Raw genomic sequence first — 23489 nt, 5'->3', positions numbered from 1 at the left:
ATGAATAAAGCAAAAGAATTAAAAAGTTTAGCATTGGCCTATATTGGTGACGCTATTTATGAAATATATGTAAGAGAATATTTAATTGAAAAAGGAAATGTGAAAGTTCAAGCATTGCATCAGCATGCGGTAAGCTTTGTTAAAGCAACATCCCAGGCAAAGGTGATTCATACATGGATAGATACAGATATGCTGACAGAAGAAGAGCAATCAATTGTGAGACGGGGACGGAATGCTAAGTCCGGATCTGTCCCCAAAAATACAAGTGTTCAAACATATAGATATAGTACTGCCTTCGAAGCATTGTTAGGCTATTTATATTTAGATGGACAAAAAGACCGATTAAAACAGCTAATTGATAATGCTATTGAAATTACAGAGAAAGGAGAGGATTAAAATGGGACAAGAGTGGATTGGCGGTAAAAATACCGTTATAGAAGTATTGCAATCAGGACGAACAGTAGAGAAAGTTTTTTTAATAGAAAATTTAAACCAAGGATTAGCAAGAAAAATTGAGTCAATGGCAAAAAAGGCGAATGCTACTGTCCAGCGAGTACCAAAGAAAAGGTTAGATCAGCTAATTGAGGGAAGTAACCATCAAGGAATTGCAGCGCTTGTTTCGGCATATGAATATAACACATTAGACGATCTGTTTGATGTTGCGGAAACGAAAGGAGAAGCACCGTTTTTCCTAATTTTGGATGAAATTGAAGATCCTCACAATCTAGGTTCTATTCTCCGAACAGCTGACGCAACAGGGGCTCATGGAGTCATCATTCCTAAGCGAAGGGCAGTTGGACTAACTGCAACGGTTGCGAAGACATCTGTTGGGGCCATTGAACATATTCCAGTTGTTCGAGTGACGAACATTGTTCAAACAATTGAGGAGCTGAAGTCCAGAAATGTTTGGGTTGTCGGTACAGAGGCTGAAGCAACAGAAGAATATCGTAAATTAGATGGTACCTTACCACTTGCATTAGTAATCGGAAATGAAGGGAAAGGTATGAGCAGGTTAGTTCGGGAAAATTGCGATTGGACGATAAATTTACCGATGAGGGGACATGTTTCTTCGTTAAATGCTTCCGTTGCAGCAAGCATTCTGATGTATGAAGTGTATCGAAAAAGGTTTCCAATCGGTGAAGAATAATGGACGTTCTGCTAGTAGATGGTTACAACATGATTGGCGCATGGCCTGAGCTGAAAGTATTAAAAGACAAAGACTTAGATCAAGCCAGGCAATTACTGGTCGAGAAAATGGCGGAATACCAGGCCTACCGAAAAAGGCGAGTTATCGTTGTTTTTGATGCATATGAGGTAAGAAGTGTGGAGAACCGCTACAAACAATTTAAAGTAGAAGTAATTTTCACAAAGGAAAACGAAACTGCTGATCAATGTATCGAAAGATTAGTCAAAGAACTGAAAAATGTAAAAACAAAAGTTTTTGTGGCAACATCTGACTATACAGAACAGCGGACGATTTTCGCCCAAGGTGCCTTCCGCATCTCGGCCAGAGAATTAAGTATTGAGTTGAAAAATATACAAAAAGAAATTAATCAGGATATAAAAGTTCATCAACAAGCTAAAGCAAGGAGCAAAATTCCGCTAAATGACGATATTTTACAAGTGTTTGAAAAATGGCGCCGTGGTAAATAATAGAAAATCGGCGGTTGACGGAACTGAAGCGCTTCCTGTATAATATTGCTATTATTAGTCTGTTTTAACTATTATTTGGCATTATGCTAGAGGGAGTCCTGATTTCTACTATGCGCACTGTAAATGATGACTTGGATTTTCAATTGTTAGAAGATAATGAGTTGCTACTGCTTATTCAGGATGGAAACACTAATGCATTAGATTTTTTAATTAACAAATATAAAACTTTTGTACGGGCTAAGGCAAAATCATATTTCCTTGTTGGGGCGGACGATGAAGATATTATGCAAGAAGGAATGATTGGTTTGTATAAAGCGGTAAGGGATTTTCGCAAAGAAAAGCAATCCTCTTTTAAAGCCTTCGCTGAATTATGCATTACAAGGCAGATTATTACAGCTGTAAAGACTGCGACAAGGCAAAAGCATATGCCACTTAATTCTTATGTTTCTCTGGACAAGCCCCTCTATGAAGAAGGTTCGGAAAGAACTCTATTAGATGTTTTAGAAGCTACCATCGCAATGGATCCGCAAGAAATGATCCTTAATCAAGAGAAGTATGGCGATATGGAATATAAATTAACTGAGATATTGAGCAGATTAGAAAGGCAAGTTCTCTTACTCTATCTTGAAGGTAAAACATATCAAGAGATTTCCGTAGAATTGAATCGTCATGCCAAATCAATTGACAATGCATTGCAGAGGGTCAAGAAAAAACTTGAAAGGTATCTGGAAGAAAGCGATATACATATTTCATGATATAATTATATCTACCATCCGTTGACAGGCTAATGGAACCATGCTACATTTATAAGGGTGAATAAACATGGGAAAAAAGATCGTCCTCGCTTGTGAGGTTTGTCATAATCGTAATTATAGTACGGATAAAAATAATACAAATACTACTCGTATGGAAGTGAAGAAATTTTGTAAGAAATGCAATCAGCATACCGTTCATCGAGAAACGAAGTAGATATAATGGTAGTAGACGACAGTTTGGAGGTACCTACAGTGAACCCAGTAACTTTTTTGAAAAATGTAAGTAGTGAAATGAAAAAGGTTTCATGGCCTCGAGGGCGTGAATTGACTCGTTACACAATTACTGTTCTTGTGACAGTTCTTTTTGTTGCTATCTTTTTTGCACTTATAGATCTAGGAATCACTCAATTATTAAACTTACTAGTTGAATAAATAGTCTTTATATATGTTATACTAAGAATAAATATGTTATTACAAAAACCCGTTCGGCGGGTTTTTTAATATGGACAGAATTTATCGCAATGGTAGAGTTAATTTACTTTTTACAAAACAGTCTATTAATAACGCGCCATAAATGGTGCTGGAAATTGACTAATCGGTTAAGGGAGGGACGGGCGGATAATCGCCCTCTGCAAATGGAAAAAAGATGGTATGTCGTACACACCTATTCAGGCTATGAGAACAAAGTAAAAACCAATTTGGAAAAGCGCTTGGAATCTATGGGAATGGAAGATAAAATATTCCGAGTGCTTGTACCCGAAGATGAAGAAACAGAAATCAAAAACGGCAAGAAGAAAGTTGCTAAAAAGAAAGTATTTCCTGGTTATGTATTAGCTGAAATGGTGATGACAGATGACTCATGGTATGTTGTTAGAAATACACCAGGAGTAACAGGTTTCGTCGGTTCAGCAGGATCTGGTTCAAAACCAACACCACTCCTGGAAGAAGAAGTGGAAATGATTCTTAAACGAATGGGTTATAACGAGCCGGTCACAGAGATTGACTTCGAGCTGAATGAAACAGTAGAAGTAATTGATGGACCATTTAATAACTTCTCAGGTACTATAGAGAAGATAGACTTAGATAAACAAAAAGTGAAAGTACATGTAAACATGTTTGGTCGTGAAACCCCTGTAGAATTAGACTTTTCTCAAATAAAAAAAATGTCTTAATTCAAGCAATTTTAATAAAATAGAGATATCCGCTTGCAATTTTCTTATAAAAATGCTAAAATTCTTATGTTCTTTATGCCTCGAGTATAAGGTTAGTATTTATCATATGAAATATGAGTGGGAGGGTAGAAAACCCTATTACCACATCACGGACTTAAGGAGGTGTGTCTCGTGGCTAAAAAAGTAGAAAAAGTAGTTAAACTTCAAATTCCTGCAGGAAAAGCGAATCCAGCACCACCAGTTGGGCCGGCATTAGGTCAAGCAGGTGTGAACATCATGGGATTTTGTAAAGAGTTTAATGCTCGTACACAGGATCAAGCTGGTTTGATCATTCCAGTAGAAATCTCGGTTTTTGAAGACCGTTCATTTACATTTATTACAAAAACTCCACCGGCGGCAGTGTTGCTTAAGAAAGCAGCTGGTATTGAAACTGCTTCAGGTGAACCAAATCGCAATAAAGTCGCTACACTAAAACGCGACAAAGTGAAAGAAATCGCTGAATTAAAGATGCCAGATTTAAATGCTGCTGATGTTGAAGCTGCTATGCGTATGGTAGAAGGTACTGCACGTAGCATGGGTATCGTTATCGAAGACTAATATCTCACAGCGTTTGACAAAGGCGGAAGGTTGCGGTAGTGGAGGATTGCTTCATGTCCGCAACCTTTGTTGTGGGCAGAACTTTGCCTCTGGCAAAGTTGCTCCGCTTTTGATAGTGGGAGGTATAACCGTTAAAACCACAAAGGAGGAAATAATAATGGCTAAAAAAACTAAAAAACAACAAGAAGCACTTAAACTTGTTGATCGTACAAAAGTATATGAAGTGAATGAAGCTCTGGAATTAGTTCAAAAAGCTTCTTCAGCAAAATTTGATGAGACAGTAGAAGCAGCGTTTCGTTTAGGGGTAGATCCTAAGAAAGCAGACCAGCAAATCCGTGGAGCAATGGTTTTACCGCACGGTACTGGTAAAACACAAACTGTTTTAGTTTTTGCTAAAGGTGATAAAGCGAAAGAAGCAGAAGCAGCGGGCGCTGATTTTGTTGGGGACCAAGACTTAATCAATAAAATCAATCAAGGTTGGTTTGAATTTGATGTAGTTGTTGCAACTCCTGACATGATGGCTGAAGTTGGTAAATTAGGACGTGTATTAGGACCAAAAGGTTTAATGCCAAACCCTAAAACAGGTACAGTTACATTTGAGGTTGAAAAAGCTGTTCAGGAAATCAAAGCAGGTAAAGTGGAATATCGTGTAGATAAACAATCTAACATTCACGTACCAATCGGTAAAGTTTCATTCGAGTTAGAAAAACTTGTTGAAAACTTCAACGCCTTAGCTGAAACAATTGTGAAAGCTAAGCCTCAAGCAGCAAAAGGAACTTATTTACGTAATATTGCTGTATCATCAACAATGGGTCCTGGTGTAAAAATAGATCCATCTGAATTTGCGAAATAATTATTCTTGACTTTTGATTGTGAAGCGAGTATAATTCACAAGGGTTAAGTTAATTACTATAAATCAATTACATTATACCGTAGACAGTAGGTGCCGGGTGCTTAATATCCTACCGAGGTGTGTCTGGATATATAAATGAATAGAGATTTTCTCTTTATTCAAATGTTATCAGTCATAAAACCTCCATGTCTACATGGGGGTTTTTTTCACTATATGCCGGTATAATGATCGCATAACAGGAGGTGGAAATATGTCAAAAATAATCGAGACAAAGAAGCAAGTTGTTTCTGAAATCACTGAAAAACTTCGTGAAAGTCAATCAACAATTCTTGTAGACTACCGTGGTTTAGATGTTGCGGAAGTTACAGAATTACGTACAAAACTTCGTGAAGCAGGGGTAGAATTCAAAGTATATAAAAATACAATGACTCGTCGCGCAGTAGCTGAAGCAGAACTAACTGGATTGAATGATATCTTAGTAGGACCGACAGCTATCGCATTCAGTAAAGATGATGTTGTAGCCCCAGCAAAGGTGCTAAACAACTTTGCAAAGGAACACGAAGCGCTTGAAATTAAAGGTGGCGTTGTTGAAGGTGAAGTAGCTTCTCTTGAGCAAATCAAGGAACTTGCAGATCTTCCAAACTACGAAGGTATGCTTTCGATGCTACTCAGCGTACTTCAAGCACCAGTACGAAACTTCGCTTATGCGACAAAAGCAGTGGCAGAGCAAAAAGAAGAACAAGGTGCGTAATCTTTTATTTTTACCAAATAATCAATATGTTCGAAATAAATAATAAAAAATTAGGAGGAATTGAACATGTCTAAAGAGCAAATTATTGAAGCTATCAAAGAAATGTCTGTTCTTGAATTAAATGATCTAGTAAAAGCAATCGAAGAAGAATTTGGTGTAACTGCAGCTGCGCCAGTAGCAGTAGCAGGTGCGGGTGCTGGTGAAGCAGCAGAAGAAAAAACTGAATTTGATGTAGTACTTGAAAGTGCTGGAGCATCAAAAATCAAAGTTGTTAAAGCTGTTCGTGAAATCACTGGTCTTGGACTTAAAGATGCTAAAGACTTAGTAGATAATGCACCAGGCGCTATCAAAGAAGGCGTTGCTAAAGAAGAAGCTGAAGAAATGAAAGCTAAATTAGAAGAAGCTGGTGCTTCTGTAGAATTAAAATAAGTTATAAATATATATGGAGAAGCTCGCTTTATAAAGGCGGGCTTTTCTTTTTCTATAATATGTGGACATTGGAATGAAACTTAGATAATAGAGAAAGCATAAACAGAGCTTACTATGTGATTTTTTTTTAATTTATGAAAGGTGGTTGTTCCTTTGGTTGATCAATATTTTTCTAAAAATCCTGATGCGATAAGTGAGAGGAAATCTTGGACATATACATTGAAAGATCAATTATACACCTTTACGACTGATAACGGAGTTTTTTCAAAAAGTGAAGTGGACTATGGTTCAAAGAAAATGATTGAGGCATTTGTGCCGCCTGCTGTGGATGGACCGATCTTAGATTTAGGGTGCGGATATGGCCCTGTTGGTATAGCGCTTGCGAGAGAAAATGAGGAACGGGAGATTCTCGGTGTTGATGTAAATCTCAGGGCGGTTGAATTGGCAAATGAGAATGCAAAACAAAACAATGTAGAAAATGCAAATTTTATTGAAAGTGATAAATTTGATAAAATTGGTGATCGGAAATTTGCGGCAATATTAACAAACCCGCCGATCCGTGCAGGGAAGAAAGTTGTTCATGAAATGTTAGAGCAATCAAAGCAGGCTTTGCTGGATGGTGGAGAGTTATGGGTTGTTATTCAGAAAAAGCAAGGTGCGCCATCGGCACAAAAGAAACTGGAAACTTTATTTCAAACAGTTGAACTCGTAACAAAGCAAAAAGGTTACTATATTTTTAAAGCGAAATAATTTGACTCCAACACTTTGTTGTGGTAATATTGAAAAATGCCAATAGGACGAAAGTTTGTCAAGTATTAATTTTTAAAAAATGTATATATCTTTGCGGAATGGGAAAACTATTCAATATGCGTAGAGATATTTTTTGGAAATTATGGCATTATTAGCTAATAGAGTTTCTACACAAATTCCTTATTTATTTCCACAGATTTTATTAGTAATTGAATAACATCTGTCTTTACAGATGTCAATATAAAACTTGTGTAAAAATCACAGGTTTGTTCGGTTTGCGAAAGCCGGATTACTGTATGACACTTACTAAATTATACGTTCTATAGAGAAAATGTCAATCACCTATAGTCAGCAATGTATAAATGGTAAGTGTGGTTTGATTTACTGCCATTTAATTTGGCGAATATCTTTTATTATTGATCGAGAGGTGAATCAGTTGACAGGTCAACTAGTTCAATACGGACGGCACCGCCAGCGAAGAAGTTATGCGCGTATCAGTGAAGTTTTGGAGTTACCAAATTTAATTGAGATTCAAACAGATTCATATCAATGGTTCTTAGATGAAGGGTTAAAGGAGATGTTTCAGGACATTTCTCCAATTGAGGACTTTGCAGGAAACCTTTCACTAGAATTTGTCGATTACAATTTAGGGGAACCTAAGTATCCTGTAGACGAATCAAAAGAGAGAGATGTAACTTATAATGCCCCTCTTCGTGTGAAGGTTCGTTTAATTAATAATGAAACAGGCGAAGTCAAGGAACAGGAAGTATTCATGGGTGATTTCCCGCTTATGACTGAAACCGGTACGTTTGTAATAAACGGTGCAGAGCGTGTTATCGTTTCACAACTTGTGCGTTCACCAAGTGTATATTACAATGCAAAAGTTGATAAAAATGGTAAGCGTGGTTATGCTGCAACTGTCATCCCAAATAGAGGTGCATGGCTAGAGTTTGAAACAGATGCTAAGGATGTTGTTCATGTTCGAATTGATCGGACAAGAAAATTACCGATAACTGTCTTATTAAGAGCATTAGGCTTCAATGATGATCAAGAAATTATCGATTTGTTAGGTGACAATGAATACTTAAGAAATACATTAGAAAAAGATAATACGGAAACAAGTGAGAAAGCCTTGTTAGAAATATATGAGCGTCTGCGCCCTGGTGAGCCACCAACTGTAGAAAACGCTAAAAGTTTACTTGTGTCAAGATTTTTCGATCCTAAACGTTATGATCTGGCGCATGTTGGACGATATAAAATCAATAAAAAGCTTCATATAAAAAATCGTTTGTTCAATCAGGTATTAGCTGAGCCAGTCGTCGATACGGAAACTGGTGAAGTAATTGCTAATAAAGGCGATAAGCTGGATAGACGCCTCCTTGACAAAATCTTACCGATCTTGGATTCGGAGGAGAGCCCTTTCGGCGAGAAAGTCTTAGAACCACTTGAAGGTGTTTTAGAAGAGCCGATCCGTCTTCAATCTGTTAAGATAATGGATCCAACTGATCCGGAAGGTGAGAAAGTATTAACGGTAATTGGTAATTGTAATGTTGATAACAGTATCAAAAACATTACACCAGCTGACATTTTATCTTCCATTAGCTACTTCTTCAACATTTTACATGAAGTAGGTGTGACAGATGATATCGACCACTTGGGTAACCGCCGTTTACGTTCGGTTGGTGAATTATTACAAAATCAATTTAGAATAGGTTTATCAAGAATGGAACGTGTGGTTCGTGAGAGAATGTCAATCCAAGATACATCCTCCATCACACCGCAGCAATTAATCAATATCCGTCCTGTAATTGCGTCGATTAAAGAGTTCTTTGGAAGTTCGCAATTATCACAGTTTATGGACCAGACAAATCCATTAGCAGAGTTAACACATAAGAGACGTTTATCCGCCCTGGGACCTGGTGGTTTAACACGTGAACGTGCTGGATTTGAAGTGCGTGACGTTCACTATTCACACTATGGCCGTATGTGTCCGATTGAGACGCCGGAGGGTCCGAATATCGGGTTGATTAACTCTTTGTCTTCATATGCAAAGGTTAATAAATTTGGTTTTATTGAGACACCATATAGAAGAGTGGATCCAGAGACAGGCAGAGTCACTCAGCAAATGGATTACCTGACAGCCGATGAAGAGGATAATTATGTTGTTGCACAGGCAAATGCGAAATTAAATGAGGATGGGACGTTTGCTGACGATGAAGTTATCGCTCGTTTCCGTGGGGAAAACACGATAGTCAAACGCGAAAAAATCGATTATATGGATGTATCGCCTAAACAGGTAGTTTCTGCTGCGACAGCTTGTATTCCTTTCTTGGAAAATGATGACTCTAACCGTGCGTTAATGGGTGCGAACATGCAACGTCAGGCAGTACCTCTAATGCAACCAAGATCTCCTATCGTTGGGACAGGTATGGAATACGTATCCGGAAAAGATTCGGGTGCTGCCGTAATCTGTAAACACGAGGGAATTGTGGAAAGAGTAGAGGCGAAAGAAGTGTTAGTTCGCCGAATAACAGAAGTAGACGGCAGAGAAGTTGAAGGAAACTTAGACCGCTACCGCTTACAGAAATTCGTGCGTTCAAACTCAGGAACATGTTATAACCAGCGTCCGATTGTAGCAAAAGGTAATCGTGTTACAAAAGGAGAAATTCTGGCTGACGGTCCTTCGATGGAAGATGGCGAGTTAGCGCTAGGACAAAACGTTTTAGTTGGTTTCATGACATGGGAAGGGTATAACTACGAGGATGCCATCATTATGAGTGAACGACTTGTAAAAGATGATGTCTACACTTCTATCCATATTGAAGAATATGAATCAGAAGCACGTGATACTAAGTTAGGACCAGAAGAAATTACCCGTGATATTCCGAACGTAGGTGAAGATGCATTACGTGACCTGGATGAACGTGGAATTATTCGTGTAGGTGCAGAAGTGGAAGATGGGGATCTTCTTGTTGGTAAAGTGACACCAAAAGGGGTAACAGAACTATCAGCAGAAGAACGCTTATTGCACGCGATCTTCGGTGAAAAAGCGCGTGAAGTTCGTGACACTTCTCTGCGTGTACCACATGGTGCTGGCGGTATTGTGCTAGATGTGAAGATTTTCAACCGTTCGGATGGCGATGAGTTACCTCCTGGAGTGAACCAGCTTGTTCGTGTATATATCGTTCAAAAGCGTAAGATTCACGAAGGAGATAAGATGGCAGGACGCCACGGTAATAAAGGGGTTATCTCGAAAATATTACCAGAAGAAGATATGCCATTCTTACCTGATGGTACACCAATCGATATCATGTTAAACCCATTAGGGGTACCTTCTCGTATGAATATCGGGCAAGTGCTCGAGCTTCACTTGGGTATGGCTGCAAGACAACTTGGTATTCATGTCGCTTCACCAGTATTTGATGGTGCTCGTGAAGAAGATGTATGGGAAACACTAGAAGAAGCTGGTTTAGCTAGAGATGCGAAAACAATTCTTTATGACGGCAGATCAGGTGAACCTTTTGATAACCGTGTATCTGTTGGTGTAATGTATATGATTAAACTTGCACACATGGTTGATGATAAGTTACACGCTCGTTCCACTGGGCCGTACTCACTAGTTACACAACAACCTCTTGGTGGTAAAGCACAATTTGGTGGGCAACGTTTTGGTGAGATGGAGGTTTGGGCACTTGAAGCATATGGTGCTGCCTACACATTGCAAGAGATTCTGACAGTAAAATCAGATGATACAGTAGGTCGTGTAAAAACTTATGAAGCAATTGTAAAAGGTGATAATGTCCCAGAACCAGGAATTCCGGAATCATTCAAAGTATTGATTAAGGAACTTCAAAGTTTGGGGATGGATGTTAAGATGTTGTCAGGTGATGAGCAAGAAATCGAACTTCGTGATGATGATGAAGATGATGTTCATTCAGCAGATAACTTCAATCTGGAAATTGAAGAAACTACTAATTAATGGAAAGGAGAGATGCAGTTTCCCTGATTATTTAACTTTAAGTGAAATAGTCAGGTAACTGTATTTCTTCCTCTGTTTAAATAGATTTTAGTAAAATACAAGACGACAATGGTGGCAAGAAAATCCGGAAGATTAAAAGGGAGGTTGACCCCTTGTTAGATGTAAATAATTTTGAATATATGAAGATAGGTTTGGCATCACCGAATAAAATCAGATCATGGTCATATGGTGAAGTGAAGAAGCCTGAAACCATTAACTATCGTACACTTAAACCAGAAAAAGATGGTTTATTTTGTGAGCGAATTTTTGGACCGCAGAAAGACTGGGAGTGTCACTGTGGAAAGTATAAACGTGTTCGTTACAAAGGCGTAGTCTGTGACAGATGTGGTGTAGAAGTAACGAAAGCAAAAGTACGTCGTGAAAGAATGGGTCATATTGAACTAGCTGCACCAGTTTCACATATTTGGTACTTTAAAGGGATCCCCAGCCGTATGGGGCTTGTATTAGACATGTCTCCACGTGCGTTAGAAGAAGTTATTTATTTCGCTGCCTACATCGTTACAGATGCAGGAGATACAGCGTTAGAAAAGAAACAACTGTTATCCGAAAAAGAGTATCGCGCATATCGCGATAAATACGGAAATACATTTAAAGCACAAATGGGTGCAGAAGCAATTAAGAAAATCCTGCAAGACATTGATTTAGAGAAAGAAGTAGAATTGCTTCGTGAAGAGCTGAAATCTGCACAAGGTCAAAGAAGAACTCGTGCGATTAAACGTTTAGAAGTGTTAGAAGCATTTCGTAATTCAGGAAATGAGCCAAGCTGGATGATTATGGACGTATTGCCGATTATCCCGCCTGAATTAAGACCAATGGTTCAATTAGATGGCGGCCGGTTTGCGACATCTGACTTAAATGACTTGTATCGCCGTGTAATCAACCGTAACAATCGTCTGAAAAGATTACTTGACCTCGGTGCACCTAGCATTATTGTTCAAAATGAAAAACGAATGTTACAAGAAGCTGTCGATGCATTAATTGATAATGGTCGTCGCGGACGCCCTGTAACAGGCCCTGGTAATAGACCATTAAAATCTTTATCACATATGCTAAAAGGGAAACAAGGTCGTTTCCGCCAAAACTTATTGGGTAAACGTGTTGACTACTCTGGTCGTTCGGTTATCGTTGTAGGTCCACATTTGAAAATGTACCAATGTGGTTTACCAAAGGAAATGGCTGTAGAGTTATTTAAACCATTTATTATGAAAGAGCTAGTTGAAAGAGGATTAGCACATAATATTAAGTCAGCTAAACGTAAAATCGAAAGACTGCATGCAGAAGTTTGGGATGTTTTAGAAGATGTAATTAGAGAACACCCGGTATTGCTTAACCGTGCACCTACATTACACAGATTAGGAATCCAGGCATTTGAGCCTACACTAGTTGAGGGTCGTGCAATTCGTCTGCACCCATTAGTATGTACAGCATATAACGCTGACTTTGATGGTGACCAAATGGCGGTTCACGTTCCGTTATCAGCTGAAGCGCAGGCAGAAGCACGTATTTTAATGTTAGCAGCGCAAAATATCTTAAACCCGAAAGATGGGAAACCAGTTGTTACACCTTCACAGGATATGGTATTAGGTAACTATTACTTAACATTAGAACGAGAAGGCGCAATTGGAGAAGGTATGGTATTCAAAGACCTTAACGAGGCATATATTGCTTACCATAATGGATATGTACACTTGCATACCCGTATTGCTGTACAGCCTTCTACTTTAAATAAAGCAACATTTACAGAAAGCCAAAAAGGGAAATTAATGATCACAACAGTAGGTAAGTTGATTTTTAACAACATGTTACCTGAATCATTCCCTTATATGAATGAACCAACACAAACAAACTTAGAAGAAGCTACACCAGATAAATACTTTGTTGAAAAAGGCGCGAATATTAAAGAAGAAATTGCAAATCGTGAAATAATCCCGCCATTCAAAAAAGGAATACTTGGAGATATTATTGCGGAAGTATTTAAGAAGTTCAAAATCAGTGAAACTTCTAAAATGCTTGACCGTATGAAAGATCTAGGTTTTGCTTACTCAACTAAAGCAGGTATTACAGTTGGTGTTGCTGACATCGTTGTTCTTGCAGAGAAGGAAGAAATCCTGCAAGCTTCTCAAGCGAAAGTAGATAAAGTATTGCAACAGTTCCGCAGAGGTTTAATAACAGATGAAGAGCGTTATGATCGTGTTATCTCTATATGGTCCAAAGCGAAAGATGATATTCAGGAACGATTAATGAAAACATTAAATCCGCGAAACCCAATCTTTATGATGAGTGACTCAGGTGCCCGTGGTAATGCATCAAACTTCACTCAATTAGCTGGTATGCGTGGTCTAATGGCCAACCCGGCTGGACGGATTATCGAGTTGCCAATCAAATCAAGTTTCCGTGAAGGTTTAACTGTATTAGAATACTTTATTTCCACTCACGGTGCCCGTAAAGGTCTTGCCGATACGGCACTTAAGACTGCTGACTCTGGTTACTTAACTAGACGTCTGGTTGATGTAGCGCAAGATGTAATTATTCGAGACGATGATTGTGGTACAGATCGAGGCTTAACAGTTGCTGCTATTACAGAGGGAACGGAAGTAATCGAACCACTAATCGATCGACTAATTGGCAGAACAGCATTCCAGAATGTATATCATCCGGAAACGAAAGAAGTACTGATTGAGAAAAATGAAGTGATTACGGAAGATATTGCGAAAGAGATTGATGAAGCAGGGATCGAGGAAGTAATGATTAGAACCGTATTTACATGTAACACGAAACATGGTACATGTAAGAAATGTTACGGCCGCAACTTAGCTACTGGTGAAGAAGTGGAAGTTGGAGAAGCTGTAGGTATTATTGCAGCACAATCAATTGGTGAGCCAGGTACACAGTTAACCATGCGTACATTCCACACAGGTGGGGTAGCAGGTAGTGATATCACACAAGGTTTACCGCGTATCCAAGAGATCTTTGAAGCGAGAAACCCTAAAGGGCAGGCAGTTATCTCTGAAATCTTCGGTATTGTTAAAGATGTTACGGAAGTTAAAGATAAACAGGAAATTGTTATCCAAGGTGCAATTGAAACAAAAACTTATACTGCGCCATATGGTTCTCGGTTGAAAGTAGTTATCGGGGATGAAGTGGAAGCAGGGCAGCCGCTTACAGAGGGTTCTATCGACCCGAAAGAGCTGTTGAAGATTAAAGGTATTGATGGTGTACAATCGTACTTGTTAAAAGAAGTGCAAAAAGTATATCGTATGCAAGGGGTAGAAATTGGTGATAAGCACGTCGAAGTAATGGTTCGTCAGATGTTACGAAAAGTACGTGTAGCAGACTCTGGTGACACTGATGTCTTGCCAGGTTCATTGCTTGAAATTCACCAGTTTAAAGATGCAAATAAACAAGCGTTATACACAGGCGGACAGCCGGCGGTTGGACGTCCAGTGTTGTTAGGTATTACAAAAGCTTCACTTGAGACAGATTCATTCTTATCTGCCGCATCATTCCAGGAAACAACAAGAGTATTGACAGATGCAGCAATTAAAGGTAAGCGAGATGAATTGCTAGGTCTGAAGGAAAATGTTATTATTGGTAAACTTGTTCCTGCCGGTACAGGTATGCAACGTTATCGACGCATTAAAGAAAAGCTGGCTGAAGAAGCAACTGCCAAAGAAGTTATAACTGATGAAGTAACACCATAAGCAAAAATTTTTGGATGGAGGTAAGTGCCCATGTACGGGCGCTTATCCCGACCATTAAAATTCACTTGATATAAAACAAGGTGAAATACGGAAGACATTGAATAAAAAATGTCGATTTTTTAAAATAAAAGTTGACTTTAAAATTATGGGATGATAGTATATTTAAGGTGCTTCCGTTATCCTTGTTACTTTGGAGGATATAATCGATGTCTTATGAAAAAGTGGCACAGGTAAATATCGAGAAGATTATCGGAACAAAACAAGTTTTAAAAGCCATTAAAAATGGCGACGCAAAAGAAGTGATCATTGCTAGTGACGCTGATATCCATATAACGGGTAAAGTATCGCAGGCAGCACAAGATCATAATATCCCTTTGTCATATGTTGATTCTATGAAAAAACTAGGAAAAACATGCGGTATTGACGTAGGGGCAGCAACGGTAGCAATCAAACAGTAAAGTTTTGGCAAACACCAGAGGTTTGTGAAAGCTTTGTTTTTTGCTTTAATATGAACCACCTGGATGTGTGGTATTACATTTTATATCGGAGAGGAGGAACTAAAGATGCCAACTATTAATCAGTTAGTACGTAAAGGTCGTGTTTCTAAAACAAAGAAATCAGACTCACCAGCACTTAATAAAGGTTATAATAGCCGTAAAAAAGTTGCTACTGACCAATCATCACCTCAAAAACGTGGAGTTTGTACTCGTGTAGGTACACTTACTCCTAAGAAACCGAACTCTGCATTACGTAAATATGCTCGTGTTCGTTTATCTAATCAAATCGAGGTGACTGCGTACATTCCTGGAATTGGTCATAACCTGCAAGAACACAGCGTTGTTTTAATTCGCGGTGGACGTGTAAAAGACTTACCGGGGGTACGTTACCATATCGTTCGTGGTGCGCTTGACACTTCAGGTGTAGAAGGACGTATGCAAGGCCGTTCAAAATACGGTGCGAAAAGACCAAAGAAATAAGTTGATTAATAAAATGATGGGAAGGAGGGGAAGATATGCCACGTAAAGGACCAGTAGCAAAACGTGATGTCTTACCAGATCCGTTATACAATTCAAAACTTGTAACACGTTTGATTAACCAAATTATGGTTGATGGAAAAAGAGGTAAAGCACAAAAAATTCTTTATAGTGCGTTTGAATTAGTTCAAGAACGCAGTGGACAAAACGCTATGGAAGTTTTCGAACAAGCAATGAAAAACGTAATGCCAGTACTTGAAGTTCGTGCTCGCCGTGTTGGGGGTTCTAACTACCAAGTACCAGTGGAGGTTCGCCCAGAACGTCGTCAGGCATTAGGTCTTCGTTACATCGTGAATTACTCACGTCTACGCGGAGAGAAAACAATGGAAGAGCGTTTAGCATATGAAATTCTAGATGCATCTAACAACACAGGAGCATCTGTGAAGAAACGCGAAGATATGCATAAAATGGCTGAAGCTAACAAAGCATTTGCGCACTATCGTTGGTAAAAAAAGCTTAAGTGCCTAATAAACAGGCTATTATCACCGCTTCCGGCGGCCAGGTCTTTATAAACCGCATGATGCAGGGCCCTTCGATCGAGGGGCTGGGCACTTTAGCTGTTTTTGTAATAAACTAAACTATCTTTTATGTAGGAAGGAGAAAGAATATGCCTAGAGAGTTCTCCTTGGAGAAAACACGTAATATCGGTATCATGGCACACATTGATGCTGGTAAAACAACTGCAACAGAACGTATTTTATTCTATACGGGACGTATCCACAAAATTGGAGAGACACACGAAGGTGCTTCTCAAATGGACTGGATGGAGCAAGAGCAAGAACGTGGTATCACTATTACATCTGCTGCAACGACAGCACAATGGAAAGGTCACCGCATTAACATTATCGATACACCTGGACACGTAGACTTCACAGTAGAGGTTGAGCGTTCATTACGTGTACTTGATGGTGCGGTAACTGTACTTGATGCACAATCTGGTGTTGAGCCACAAACTGAAACAGTATGGCGCCAGGCAACAACATACGGCGTTCCTAGAATTGTGTTTGTTAACAAAATGGACAAAACAGGTGCAGATTTCCTTTACTCTGTAGGCACATTGGGAGATCGTTTGGGAGCAAACGCACACCCTGTACAACTTCCTATCGGTGCTGAAGATGAATTTGAAGGTATTATCGACCTTATCACAATGGAAGCATACTTTTACTTAGATGATCTTGGAACTCGTGCAGAAGCGAAAGAAATTCCTGATGAGTACAAAGAACAAGCTGAAGAGTACCGTACGAAATTGGTTGAAGGTGTAGCAGAATTAGATGAAGATCTAATGGAGCGTTACCTAGAGGGAGAAGAAATTTCTAACGAAGAGTTGAAAGCTGCTGTACGTAAAGCTACTTTAAGTGTAGAATTCTATCCCGTATTCTGTGGTTCAGCCTTCAAAAACAAAGGGGTTCAGTTGTTAATTGATGGTGTAGTAGATTACTTGCCAGCACCGACTGATATTCCGCCAATTCAAGGTATTGTTCCACAAACAGAAGAAGAAGTTGTACGTAAGGCAGATGACAACGAACCATTCTCTGCACTTGCATTTAAAGTTGCAACAGATCCATTTGTTGGTAAATTGACTTTCTTCCGCGTTTATTCCGGAACTTTAAAATCTGGTTCTTATGTTAAGAACTCAACAAAAGACAAACGTGAACGGGTAGGACGTATCTTGCAGATGCACGCAAACTCTCGTGAAGAGATTTCTGAAGTATTTGCAGGAGATATTGCTGGTGCGGTTGGTTTGAAAGATACTAGTACTGGAGACACTTTATGTGACGAAAAGAGCTTAGTTATCTTAGAATCAATGGAGTTCCCGGAACCTGTTATCTCTGTAGCTATTGAGCCTAAATCAAAAGCTGACCAGGATAAAATGGCGATTGCATTAGGTAAGCTTGCTGAGGAAGATCCTACTTTCAGAACCGAGACTAACCAGGAGACTGGTCAAACGATCATCTCTGGTATGGGTGAGTTACACCTTGACATCATTGTTGACCGTATGAAGCGTGAGTTTAAAGTAGAGGCAAACGTTGGTGCTCCTCAAGTATCATATCGTGAGACTTTCCGTGGATCTGCGGAAGTTGAAGGTAAATTTGTACGTCAATCTGGTGGTCGTGGTCAATATGGTCACGTTTGGGTTAAATTTGAACCAAACGAAGAAGGCGCTGGATTTGAATTTGTGAACAAAATCGTTGGTGGTGTTGTACCACGTGAATATATCCCATCTATTGAAGCAGGTATTAAAGAATCAATGGAAAATGGTGTATTAGCTGGTTACCCGCTTATTGATGTGAGAGCTACGTTATTTGATGGAAGCTATCACGATGTCGATTCAAATGAAACTGCATTTAGAGTAGCCGCATCTATGGCTCTTAAAGCAGCGAAAAACAAGTGTAACCCAGTACTACTAGAACCTATGATGAAAGTGGAAGTAGTTATTCCAGAAGAATACATGGGTGATATTATGGGTGACGTAACTTCTAGACGTGGACGTGTAGAAGGTATGGAAGCTCGTGGTACTGCACAAGTAGTTAAAGCATTTGTTCCGCTTGCAGAAATGTTCGGATATGCAACTGCTCTTCGTTCAAACACACAAGGCCGTGGAACATATACAATGCACTTCGATCACTATGAAGAAGTACCGAAGAGTGTTGGTGAAGAAATTATCAAGAAAAATGCAGGGGAATAATTGATTTTTCTTGCAATCTAAAGTATAACTTGTATTATAGGCTTAGAAAGGATTTTTGGGTCTTTTCTAAGCTGAGATACTTGTAAATATAATAATACATTTCATTTATTTAAAGGAGGAAATACACATGGCTAAGGAAAAATTTGACCGTTCCAAAGACCACGTTAATATTGGTACTATTGGACACGTTGACCATGGTAAAACTACATTAACTGCTGCAATTACTAATGTACTTTTCAACAAATTTGGTAGAGGGGAAGCTCGTGCATACGATCAAATCGATGGGGCTCCTGAAGAAAGAGAACGTGGTATCACTATCTCAACTGCACACGTTGAGTATGAAACTGATACTCGTCACTATGCACACGTTGACTGCCCGGGTCACGCTGACTACGTTAAAAACATGATCACTGGTGCTGCGCAAATGGATGGAGCTATCCTAGTAGTATCTGCTGCTGATGGTCCAATGCCACAAACTCGTGAGCACATCTTACTTTCTCGTCAAGTAGGTGTACCTGCGATCGTAGTATTCTTAAACAAATGTGACATGGTAGATGACGAAGAACTTCTAGAATTAGTAGAAATGGAAGTACGTGATCTTCTATCTGAATATGATTTCCCTGGTGATGATGTACCAGTAATCAAAGGTTCTGCACTTAAAGCTCTTGAAGGTGAAGAGCAATATGTAAATGCAATCCTTGAACTAATGGATGCAGTTGATGAGTATATTCCTCGTCCAGACCGTGATACTGAGAAACCATTCATGATGCCAGTTGAGGACGTATTCTCAATTACTGGTCGTGGTACTGTTGCAACAGGACGTGTTGAGCGTGGTGTTGTAAAAGTTGGTGACGAAATCGAAATCATCGGTCTTGCTGAAGAAGCTTCTAAAACAACTGTAACTGGTGTTGAAATGTTCCGTAAGCTTCTTGATTATGCAGAAGCTGGTGACAACATTGGTGCACTTCTTCGTGGGGTTTCTCGTGAAGAAATCAACCGTGGTCAAGTATTAGCTAAACCAGGTACAATTACTCCTCACACAAATTTCAAAGCTGAGGTATATGTACTTTCTAAAGAAGAAGGTGGACGTCACACTCCATTCTTTACTAACTACCGCCCACAGTTCTACTTCCGTACAACGGATGTAACTGGTGTTGTTCAACTTCCTGAGGGTATTGAAATGGTAATGCCTGGAGATAACGTTGAAATGACTGTAGAGCTTATCTCTCCAATCGCGATTGAAGAAGGAACTAAATTCTCAATCCGTGAAGGTGGACGTACAGTAGGCGCTGGAGTAGTAGCAACAATCACTAAATAATTTATGATAAAAAACAGGTAGTTCCTCTACCTGTTTTTTCTTTTTAATATAAATGAAGCTGCCTCTTGTATTTTCTGCATCATGTTATTTAGTTGTCTTCCAATTGGGAATAAAGAATGATTTAAAAAAGATAGTCTATAATTATCCGACTCATTTATAATGAAGTTATTGTATGATGGTACAGATCTTCAATAGAGATTGTCTAATCAACAATCTATGAACTTCTATCAATATTATCCCTAAACGATGACATGTCCAGTTAAAAACTAATCTAAACAATCAAGCAATTTTAAGGGTAACCTATATAAATAGCTCAAACCTGCTACTAACTAATCAAACTGGAACCTCTAAAAACCACCCAACCATTCTATGGTATACAACGGATCGGAATTCAGGTTATTATCGTAATTTACTCGCACTTCCAACTAAATTATTGAAGTTGCCAAAGTCTCAAAAAAAATTCATAGAAAATCACATTTAACCTTGCATTTTACTGTTTACTTCTATATAATAAACAATGTTGGTCATAAAACAGGCGATGATGCGGAAGGTTGTTGGCACACCCGGCCCCTTTGCCATGGCTAGTGTGTTAAGGAATTTCCGCGGAGAAAGTCTATTATAAAATGGGCGAAAAGGAGGGAAAATAATGGCAAAAGAGAAAATTAGAATTCGTTTAAAAGCGTATGATCACCGTATTTTAGATCAATCTGCAGAAAAAATTGTAGATACAGCTAAAAGATCTGGTGCAGGTGTATCTGGGCCGATCCCGTTACCGACTGAAAAATCAGTTTACACGATCCTTCGTGCGGTACACAAATACAAAGATTCACGTGAGCAGTTCGAAATGCGCACACACAAGCGTCTAATTGACATTGTAAGTCCAACACCAAAAACGGTTGATGCACTTATGCGTCTTGATTTACCGTCAGGTGTAGATATTGAAATTAAATTATAATATATATTAACAATCTAGGAGGTGTTACGGATGACGAAAGGAATCTTAGGTCGCAAAGTCGGCATGACTCAGCTTTTCTCTGAAGAGGGAGAATTAATCCCTGTAACAGTTGTTGAGGCTGAACCAAACGTTGTGCTGCAAAAGCGTACACAAGAAAATGACGGTTATGAAGCAATCCAAATCGGTTTTGCTGATCAGAAAAAAAACCGTACGAACAAACCTGAACAAGGGCATGCTGAAAAAGCAAATACTACTCCTAAGCGCTTCATTCGTGAAGTCCGTGGCGTTAATCTTGATGAGTATGAATTAGGTCAAGAAATTAACGTAGAGGTATTTCAAGCAGGGGATAAAATTGATGTAACTGGAGTCTCAAAAGGGAAAGGATTTCAAGGTGCAATCAAGCGTCACAATCAATCACGCGGGCCAATGAGCCACGGTTCTCGTTACCATAGAAGACCAGGTACAATGGGTCCAATCGATCCAATGCATGTTTTCAAAGGTAAAAAATTACCAGGGCAAATGGGTGGAGAGCAAATCACTATCCAAAACCTTGAAATTGTCAAAGTAGATACGGAACGTAATCTTCTTTTAATTAAAGGAAATGTTCCAGGTGCAAAAAAATCATTCGTGAAAATCACGAGTGCATTGAAGGCTAACTAATTATTAACTGAAGGGAGGATATGTCATGCCTAAAGTAGCACTATTTAATCAAAGTGGATCACAAGTAGGTGATGTGGAAATTAGCGATGCAGTTTTTGGTATCGAGCCAAACGAACATGTATTACATGATGCTGTTCTTATGCAACGCGCGTCACTTCGTCAAGGAACACACGCTGTAAAAAATCGCTCGGAAGTACGTGGTGGTGGACGTAAACCATGGCGTCAAAAAGGAACTGGACGTGCTCGTCAAGGTTCAATTAGATCACCACAATGGGTAGGCGGTGGAACAGTTTTCGGCCCTACACCAAGAAGCTACAGCTACAAACTGCCTAAGAAAGTTCGTAGATTAGCGCTTAAATCTGCTCTTTCTTCAAAGGTAAAAGAAGATAGCTTAGTTGTTTTAGAAGGTCTTGCATTTGATGCACCTAAAACAAAAGAAGTAGTAGCAATGCTTTCTTCATTAAACGTAGATGCAAAAGCATTGATCGTTACTGCGGATGCAGATGCTGTTTTAGTAAAATCAGCAAACAACCTACCAAATGTAAAAGTTCTAACTGTAAGTGAAGTGAATGTATTAGACTTGCTTACGCATGACAAGCTGGTTATTACAAAAGAAGCAGCTGAAAAAGCAGGGGAGGTGCTTGCATAATGAAGGATCCTCGTGATATTATTAAGCGCCCTATCATTACTGAAAACACTGCAGATTTAATGGCTGATAAAAAATATACTTTTGAAGTTACAAAAGAAGCTAACAAATCTCAGATCAAAGATGCTGTTGAAGAAATCTTTGGTGTAAAAGTAGTTAACGTAAACACTTTAAACCGTAAAGGTAAATTCAAACGCATGGGACGTTATGGTGGATATCGTCCAAACCGTAAAAGAGCAATTGTTCAATTATCAGAAGACAGCAAAGAACTAGATTTCTTTGAATCACTATAATTTCAATTAAAAAGGAGGGAAAAAGATGGCGATTAAAAAATACAAACCAACCTCAAATGGTCGTAGAGGAATGTCAGTATCTGATTTTTCAGAGATCACTACAGATCAGCCGGAAAAATCATTGCTAGCACCTTTAAGCAAAAGAGGTGGGCGTAACAATCAAGGTAAATTAACTGTTCGTCATCAAGGCGGTGGACACAAGCGTAAATATCGTATTATCGATTTTAAACGTGACAAAGATGGTATACCAGGGAACGTTGCTACAATCGAGTATGATCCAAACCGTACCGCTAACATTGCATTAATCCATTATGCAGATGGAGAAAAACGTTACATTCTTGCACCAAAAGGTTTACAAGTTGGGCAACAAGTAGAATCAGGACCAGACGCTGATATTAAAGCAGGAAATGCTTTACCACTTATCAACATCCCTGTAGGTACTGTTGTACACAATATCGAATTAAAACCAGGTCGTGGCGGGCAACTTGCAAGATCTGCGGGTGCACAAGCACAGATTCTGGGACGTGAAGGTAAATATGTACTTGTTCGTTTAACATCTGGTGAAGTGCGCTTAGTTCTAGCAACATGCCGCGCAACTGTTGGCCAGGTTGGAAACTTAGAGCACGAATTGATTAACGTTGGTAAAGCTGGACGTTCACGCTGGTTAGGTAAACGCCCTACAGTTCGTGGTTCTGTTATGAACCCTAACGATCACCCGCACGGTGGTGGTGAAGGACGCGCGCCAATCGGTCGTAAATCACCAATGTCACCTTGGGGTAAACCAACACTTGGTTACAAAACGCGTAAACGCAACAAACCATCAGATAAATTTATTGTACGTAAACGTAAAAAATAACGGGGTTGAACGACGGGAGATAACACCCGTCCGCCAATCGCGAAGGGAGGCTTATCCATGGGTCGTAGCTTAAAAAAAGGACCTTTCGCAGATGACCATTTAATGAAAAAGATCGACAAATTGAACGAAGATGATAAAAAGACAGTTGTAAAAACTTGGTCTCGTCGTTCTACAATCTTTCCAAGCTTTGTCGGTCATACGATTGCGGTATATGATGGTCGTAAACACGTGCCAGTATACGTAACAGAAGATATGGTTGGACACAAATTAGGCGAATTCGCTCCAACACGCACGTATAAAGGGCATGCTGGGGACGACAAGAAAACAAAACGTTAATTGAG

General features: G+C 39.3%; 25 protein-coding genes and 1 other annotated feature. All 25 genes read left to right on the top strand.

Annotated features, from left to right (window positions below; translation table 11 throughout):
- Window positions 1-396, top strand: coding sequence for a Mini-ribonuclease 3 (locus ACFOY7_RS18325; RefSeq protein ID WP_390254303.1), 396 nt, complete (start codon window positions 1-3; stop codon window positions 394-396).
- A gap of 1 nt (window position 397) precedes the next feature.
- Window positions 398-1147, top strand: coding sequence for a 23S rRNA (guanosine(2251)-2'-O)-methyltransferase RlmB (gene rlmB, locus ACFOY7_RS18320; protein WP_390254302.1), 750 nt, complete (start codon window positions 398-400; stop codon window positions 1145-1147).
- On the top strand, window positions 1147-1653 hold the full coding sequence (locus tag ACFOY7_RS18315; protein WP_390254301.1) for an NYN domain-containing protein: 507 nt from the start codon (window positions 1147-1149) through the stop codon (window positions 1651-1653). Before rlmB ends, ACFOY7_RS18315 begins: the two co-directional genes overlap by 1 nt.
- Window positions 1654-1763: 110 nt before the next feature.
- Complete coding sequence (sigH, locus tag ACFOY7_RS18310) at window positions 1764-2408, top strand: RNA polymerase sporulation sigma factor SigH (protein ID WP_390254299.1); 645 nt, start codon at window positions 1764-1766, stop codon at window positions 2406-2408.
- Window positions 2409-2475: 67 nt separating this feature from the next.
- Complete coding sequence (rpmG, locus tag ACFOY7_RS18305; RefSeq protein WP_390254297.1) at window positions 2476-2622, top strand: 50S ribosomal protein L33; 147 nt, start codon at window positions 2476-2478, stop codon at window positions 2620-2622.
- A 38-nt stretch (window positions 2623-2660) separates the two neighbouring features.
- Window positions 2661-2840 carry a preprotein translocase subunit SecE gene (gene secE, locus ACFOY7_RS18300; protein WP_390254295.1) on the top strand — a complete coding sequence of 60 codons (180 nt, stop codon included), beginning with the start codon at window positions 2661-2663 and terminating at the stop codon, window positions 2838-2840.
- 203 nt (window positions 2841-3043) lie between these two features.
- Window positions 3044-3580 carry a transcription termination/antitermination protein NusG gene (gene nusG / locus ACFOY7_RS18295; RefSeq protein ID WP_390254293.1) on the top strand — a complete coding sequence of 179 codons (537 nt, stop codon included), beginning with the start codon at window positions 3044-3046 and terminating at the stop codon, window positions 3578-3580.
- A 171-nt stretch (window positions 3581-3751) separates the two neighbouring features.
- A complete protein-coding gene (gene rplK, locus ACFOY7_RS18290; protein ID WP_139180338.1) occupies window positions 3752-4177 on the top strand; it encodes a 50S ribosomal protein L11 in 426 nt (141 codons plus the stop codon).
- A 157-nt stretch (window positions 4178-4334) separates the two neighbouring features.
- Entirely contained in the window at window positions 4335-5030 is a 696-nt protein-coding gene (gene rplA / locus ACFOY7_RS18285; RefSeq protein WP_390254291.1) for a 50S ribosomal protein L1, read from the top strand.
- 59 nt (window positions 5031-5089) lie between these two features.
- Window positions 5090-5246 (top strand) — a sequence feature (ribosomal protein L10 leader region).
- 34 nt (window positions 5247-5280) lie between these two features.
- Window positions 5281-5781, top strand: a complete 501-nt coding sequence (rplJ, locus tag ACFOY7_RS18280; RefSeq protein ID WP_390254289.1) for a 50S ribosomal protein L10 — start codon at window positions 5281-5283, stop codon at window positions 5779-5781.
- Window positions 5782-5847: 66 nt separating this feature from the next.
- Complete coding sequence (gene rplL / locus ACFOY7_RS18275) at window positions 5848-6210, top strand: 50S ribosomal protein L7/L12 (protein ID WP_390254287.1); 363 nt, start codon at window positions 5848-5850, stop codon at window positions 6208-6210.
- A 153-nt stretch (window positions 6211-6363) separates the two neighbouring features.
- A complete protein-coding gene (locus ACFOY7_RS18270; protein WP_390254285.1) occupies window positions 6364-6960 on the top strand; it encodes a class I SAM-dependent methyltransferase in 597 nt (198 codons plus the stop codon).
- A 436-nt stretch (window positions 6961-7396) separates the two neighbouring features.
- Window positions 7397-10939, top strand: coding sequence for a DNA-directed RNA polymerase subunit beta (gene rpoB / locus ACFOY7_RS18265; protein WP_390254283.1), 3543 nt, complete (start codon window positions 7397-7399; stop codon window positions 10937-10939).
- Window positions 10940-11091: 152 nt separating this feature from the next.
- Window positions 11092-14700 (top strand): DNA-directed RNA polymerase subunit beta', encoded by a 3609-nt coding sequence (gene rpoC / locus ACFOY7_RS18260; protein WP_390254281.1) that lies wholly within the window; start codon window positions 11092-11094, stop codon window positions 14698-14700.
- Between the two features lie 206 nt (window positions 14701-14906).
- Window positions 14907-15158, top strand: a complete 252-nt coding sequence (locus tag ACFOY7_RS18255) for a 50S ribosomal protein L7ae-like protein (protein ID WP_390254279.1) — start codon at window positions 14907-14909, stop codon at window positions 15156-15158.
- A gap of 105 nt (window positions 15159-15263) precedes the next feature.
- Window positions 15264-15677, top strand: a complete 414-nt coding sequence (gene rpsL, locus ACFOY7_RS18250) for a 30S ribosomal protein S12 (protein ID WP_153406124.1) — start codon at window positions 15264-15266, stop codon at window positions 15675-15677.
- A gap of 35 nt (window positions 15678-15712) precedes the next feature.
- Window positions 15713-16183 carry a 30S ribosomal protein S7 gene (gene rpsG, locus ACFOY7_RS18245; RefSeq protein ID WP_089743688.1) on the top strand — a complete coding sequence of 157 codons (471 nt, stop codon included), beginning with the start codon at window positions 15713-15715 and terminating at the stop codon, window positions 16181-16183.
- A 158-nt stretch (window positions 16184-16341) separates the two neighbouring features.
- Window positions 16342-18420 (top strand): elongation factor G, encoded by a 2079-nt coding sequence (fusA, locus tag ACFOY7_RS18240; RefSeq protein ID WP_390254277.1) that lies wholly within the window; start codon window positions 16342-16344, stop codon window positions 18418-18420.
- 127 nt (window positions 18421-18547) lie between these two features.
- Window positions 18548-19738 (top strand): elongation factor Tu, encoded by a 1191-nt coding sequence (tuf, locus tag ACFOY7_RS18235; RefSeq protein ID WP_390254275.1) that lies wholly within the window; start codon window positions 18548-18550, stop codon window positions 19736-19738.
- A 646-nt stretch (window positions 19739-20384) separates the two neighbouring features.
- A complete protein-coding gene (gene rpsJ / locus ACFOY7_RS18230; RefSeq protein WP_089743697.1) occupies window positions 20385-20693 on the top strand; it encodes a 30S ribosomal protein S10 in 309 nt (102 codons plus the stop codon).
- 30 nt (window positions 20694-20723) lie between these two features.
- Window positions 20724-21353: a 50S ribosomal protein L3 gene (gene rplC / locus ACFOY7_RS18225; RefSeq protein ID WP_390254273.1), complete on the top strand. Its 630-nt coding sequence runs from the start codon at window positions 20724-20726 to the stop codon at window positions 21351-21353.
- Window positions 21354-21378: 25 nt separating this feature from the next.
- Complete coding sequence (gene rplD, locus ACFOY7_RS18220) at window positions 21379-22002, top strand: 50S ribosomal protein L4 (RefSeq protein ID WP_390254271.1); 624 nt, start codon at window positions 21379-21381, stop codon at window positions 22000-22002.
- Entirely contained in the window at window positions 22002-22292 is a 291-nt protein-coding gene (rplW, locus tag ACFOY7_RS18215) for a 50S ribosomal protein L23 (protein WP_390254269.1), read from the top strand. The genes rplD and rplW overlap by 1 nt, the downstream gene beginning before the upstream one ends.
- Window positions 22293-22317: 25 nt before the next feature.
- Window positions 22318-23148, top strand: coding sequence for a 50S ribosomal protein L2 (gene rplB, locus ACFOY7_RS18210; protein ID WP_390254267.1), 831 nt, complete (start codon window positions 22318-22320; stop codon window positions 23146-23148).
- A gap of 57 nt (window positions 23149-23205) precedes the next feature.
- A complete protein-coding gene (gene rpsS / locus ACFOY7_RS18205) occupies window positions 23206-23484 on the top strand; it encodes a 30S ribosomal protein S19 (RefSeq protein WP_390254265.1) in 279 nt (92 codons plus the stop codon).
- Window positions 23485-23489: the final 5 nt, after the last annotated feature.

Origin of the sequence: Gracilibacillus xinjiangensis, assembly GCF_042651765.1 — a bacterium.
GTDB lineage: Bacteria > Bacillota > Bacilli > Bacillales > Amphibacillaceae > Gracilibacillus > Gracilibacillus xinjiangensis.
Note: the sequence above shows the minus strand (reverse complement) of the source record. Positions and strands in the feature narration are given on the sequence as shown.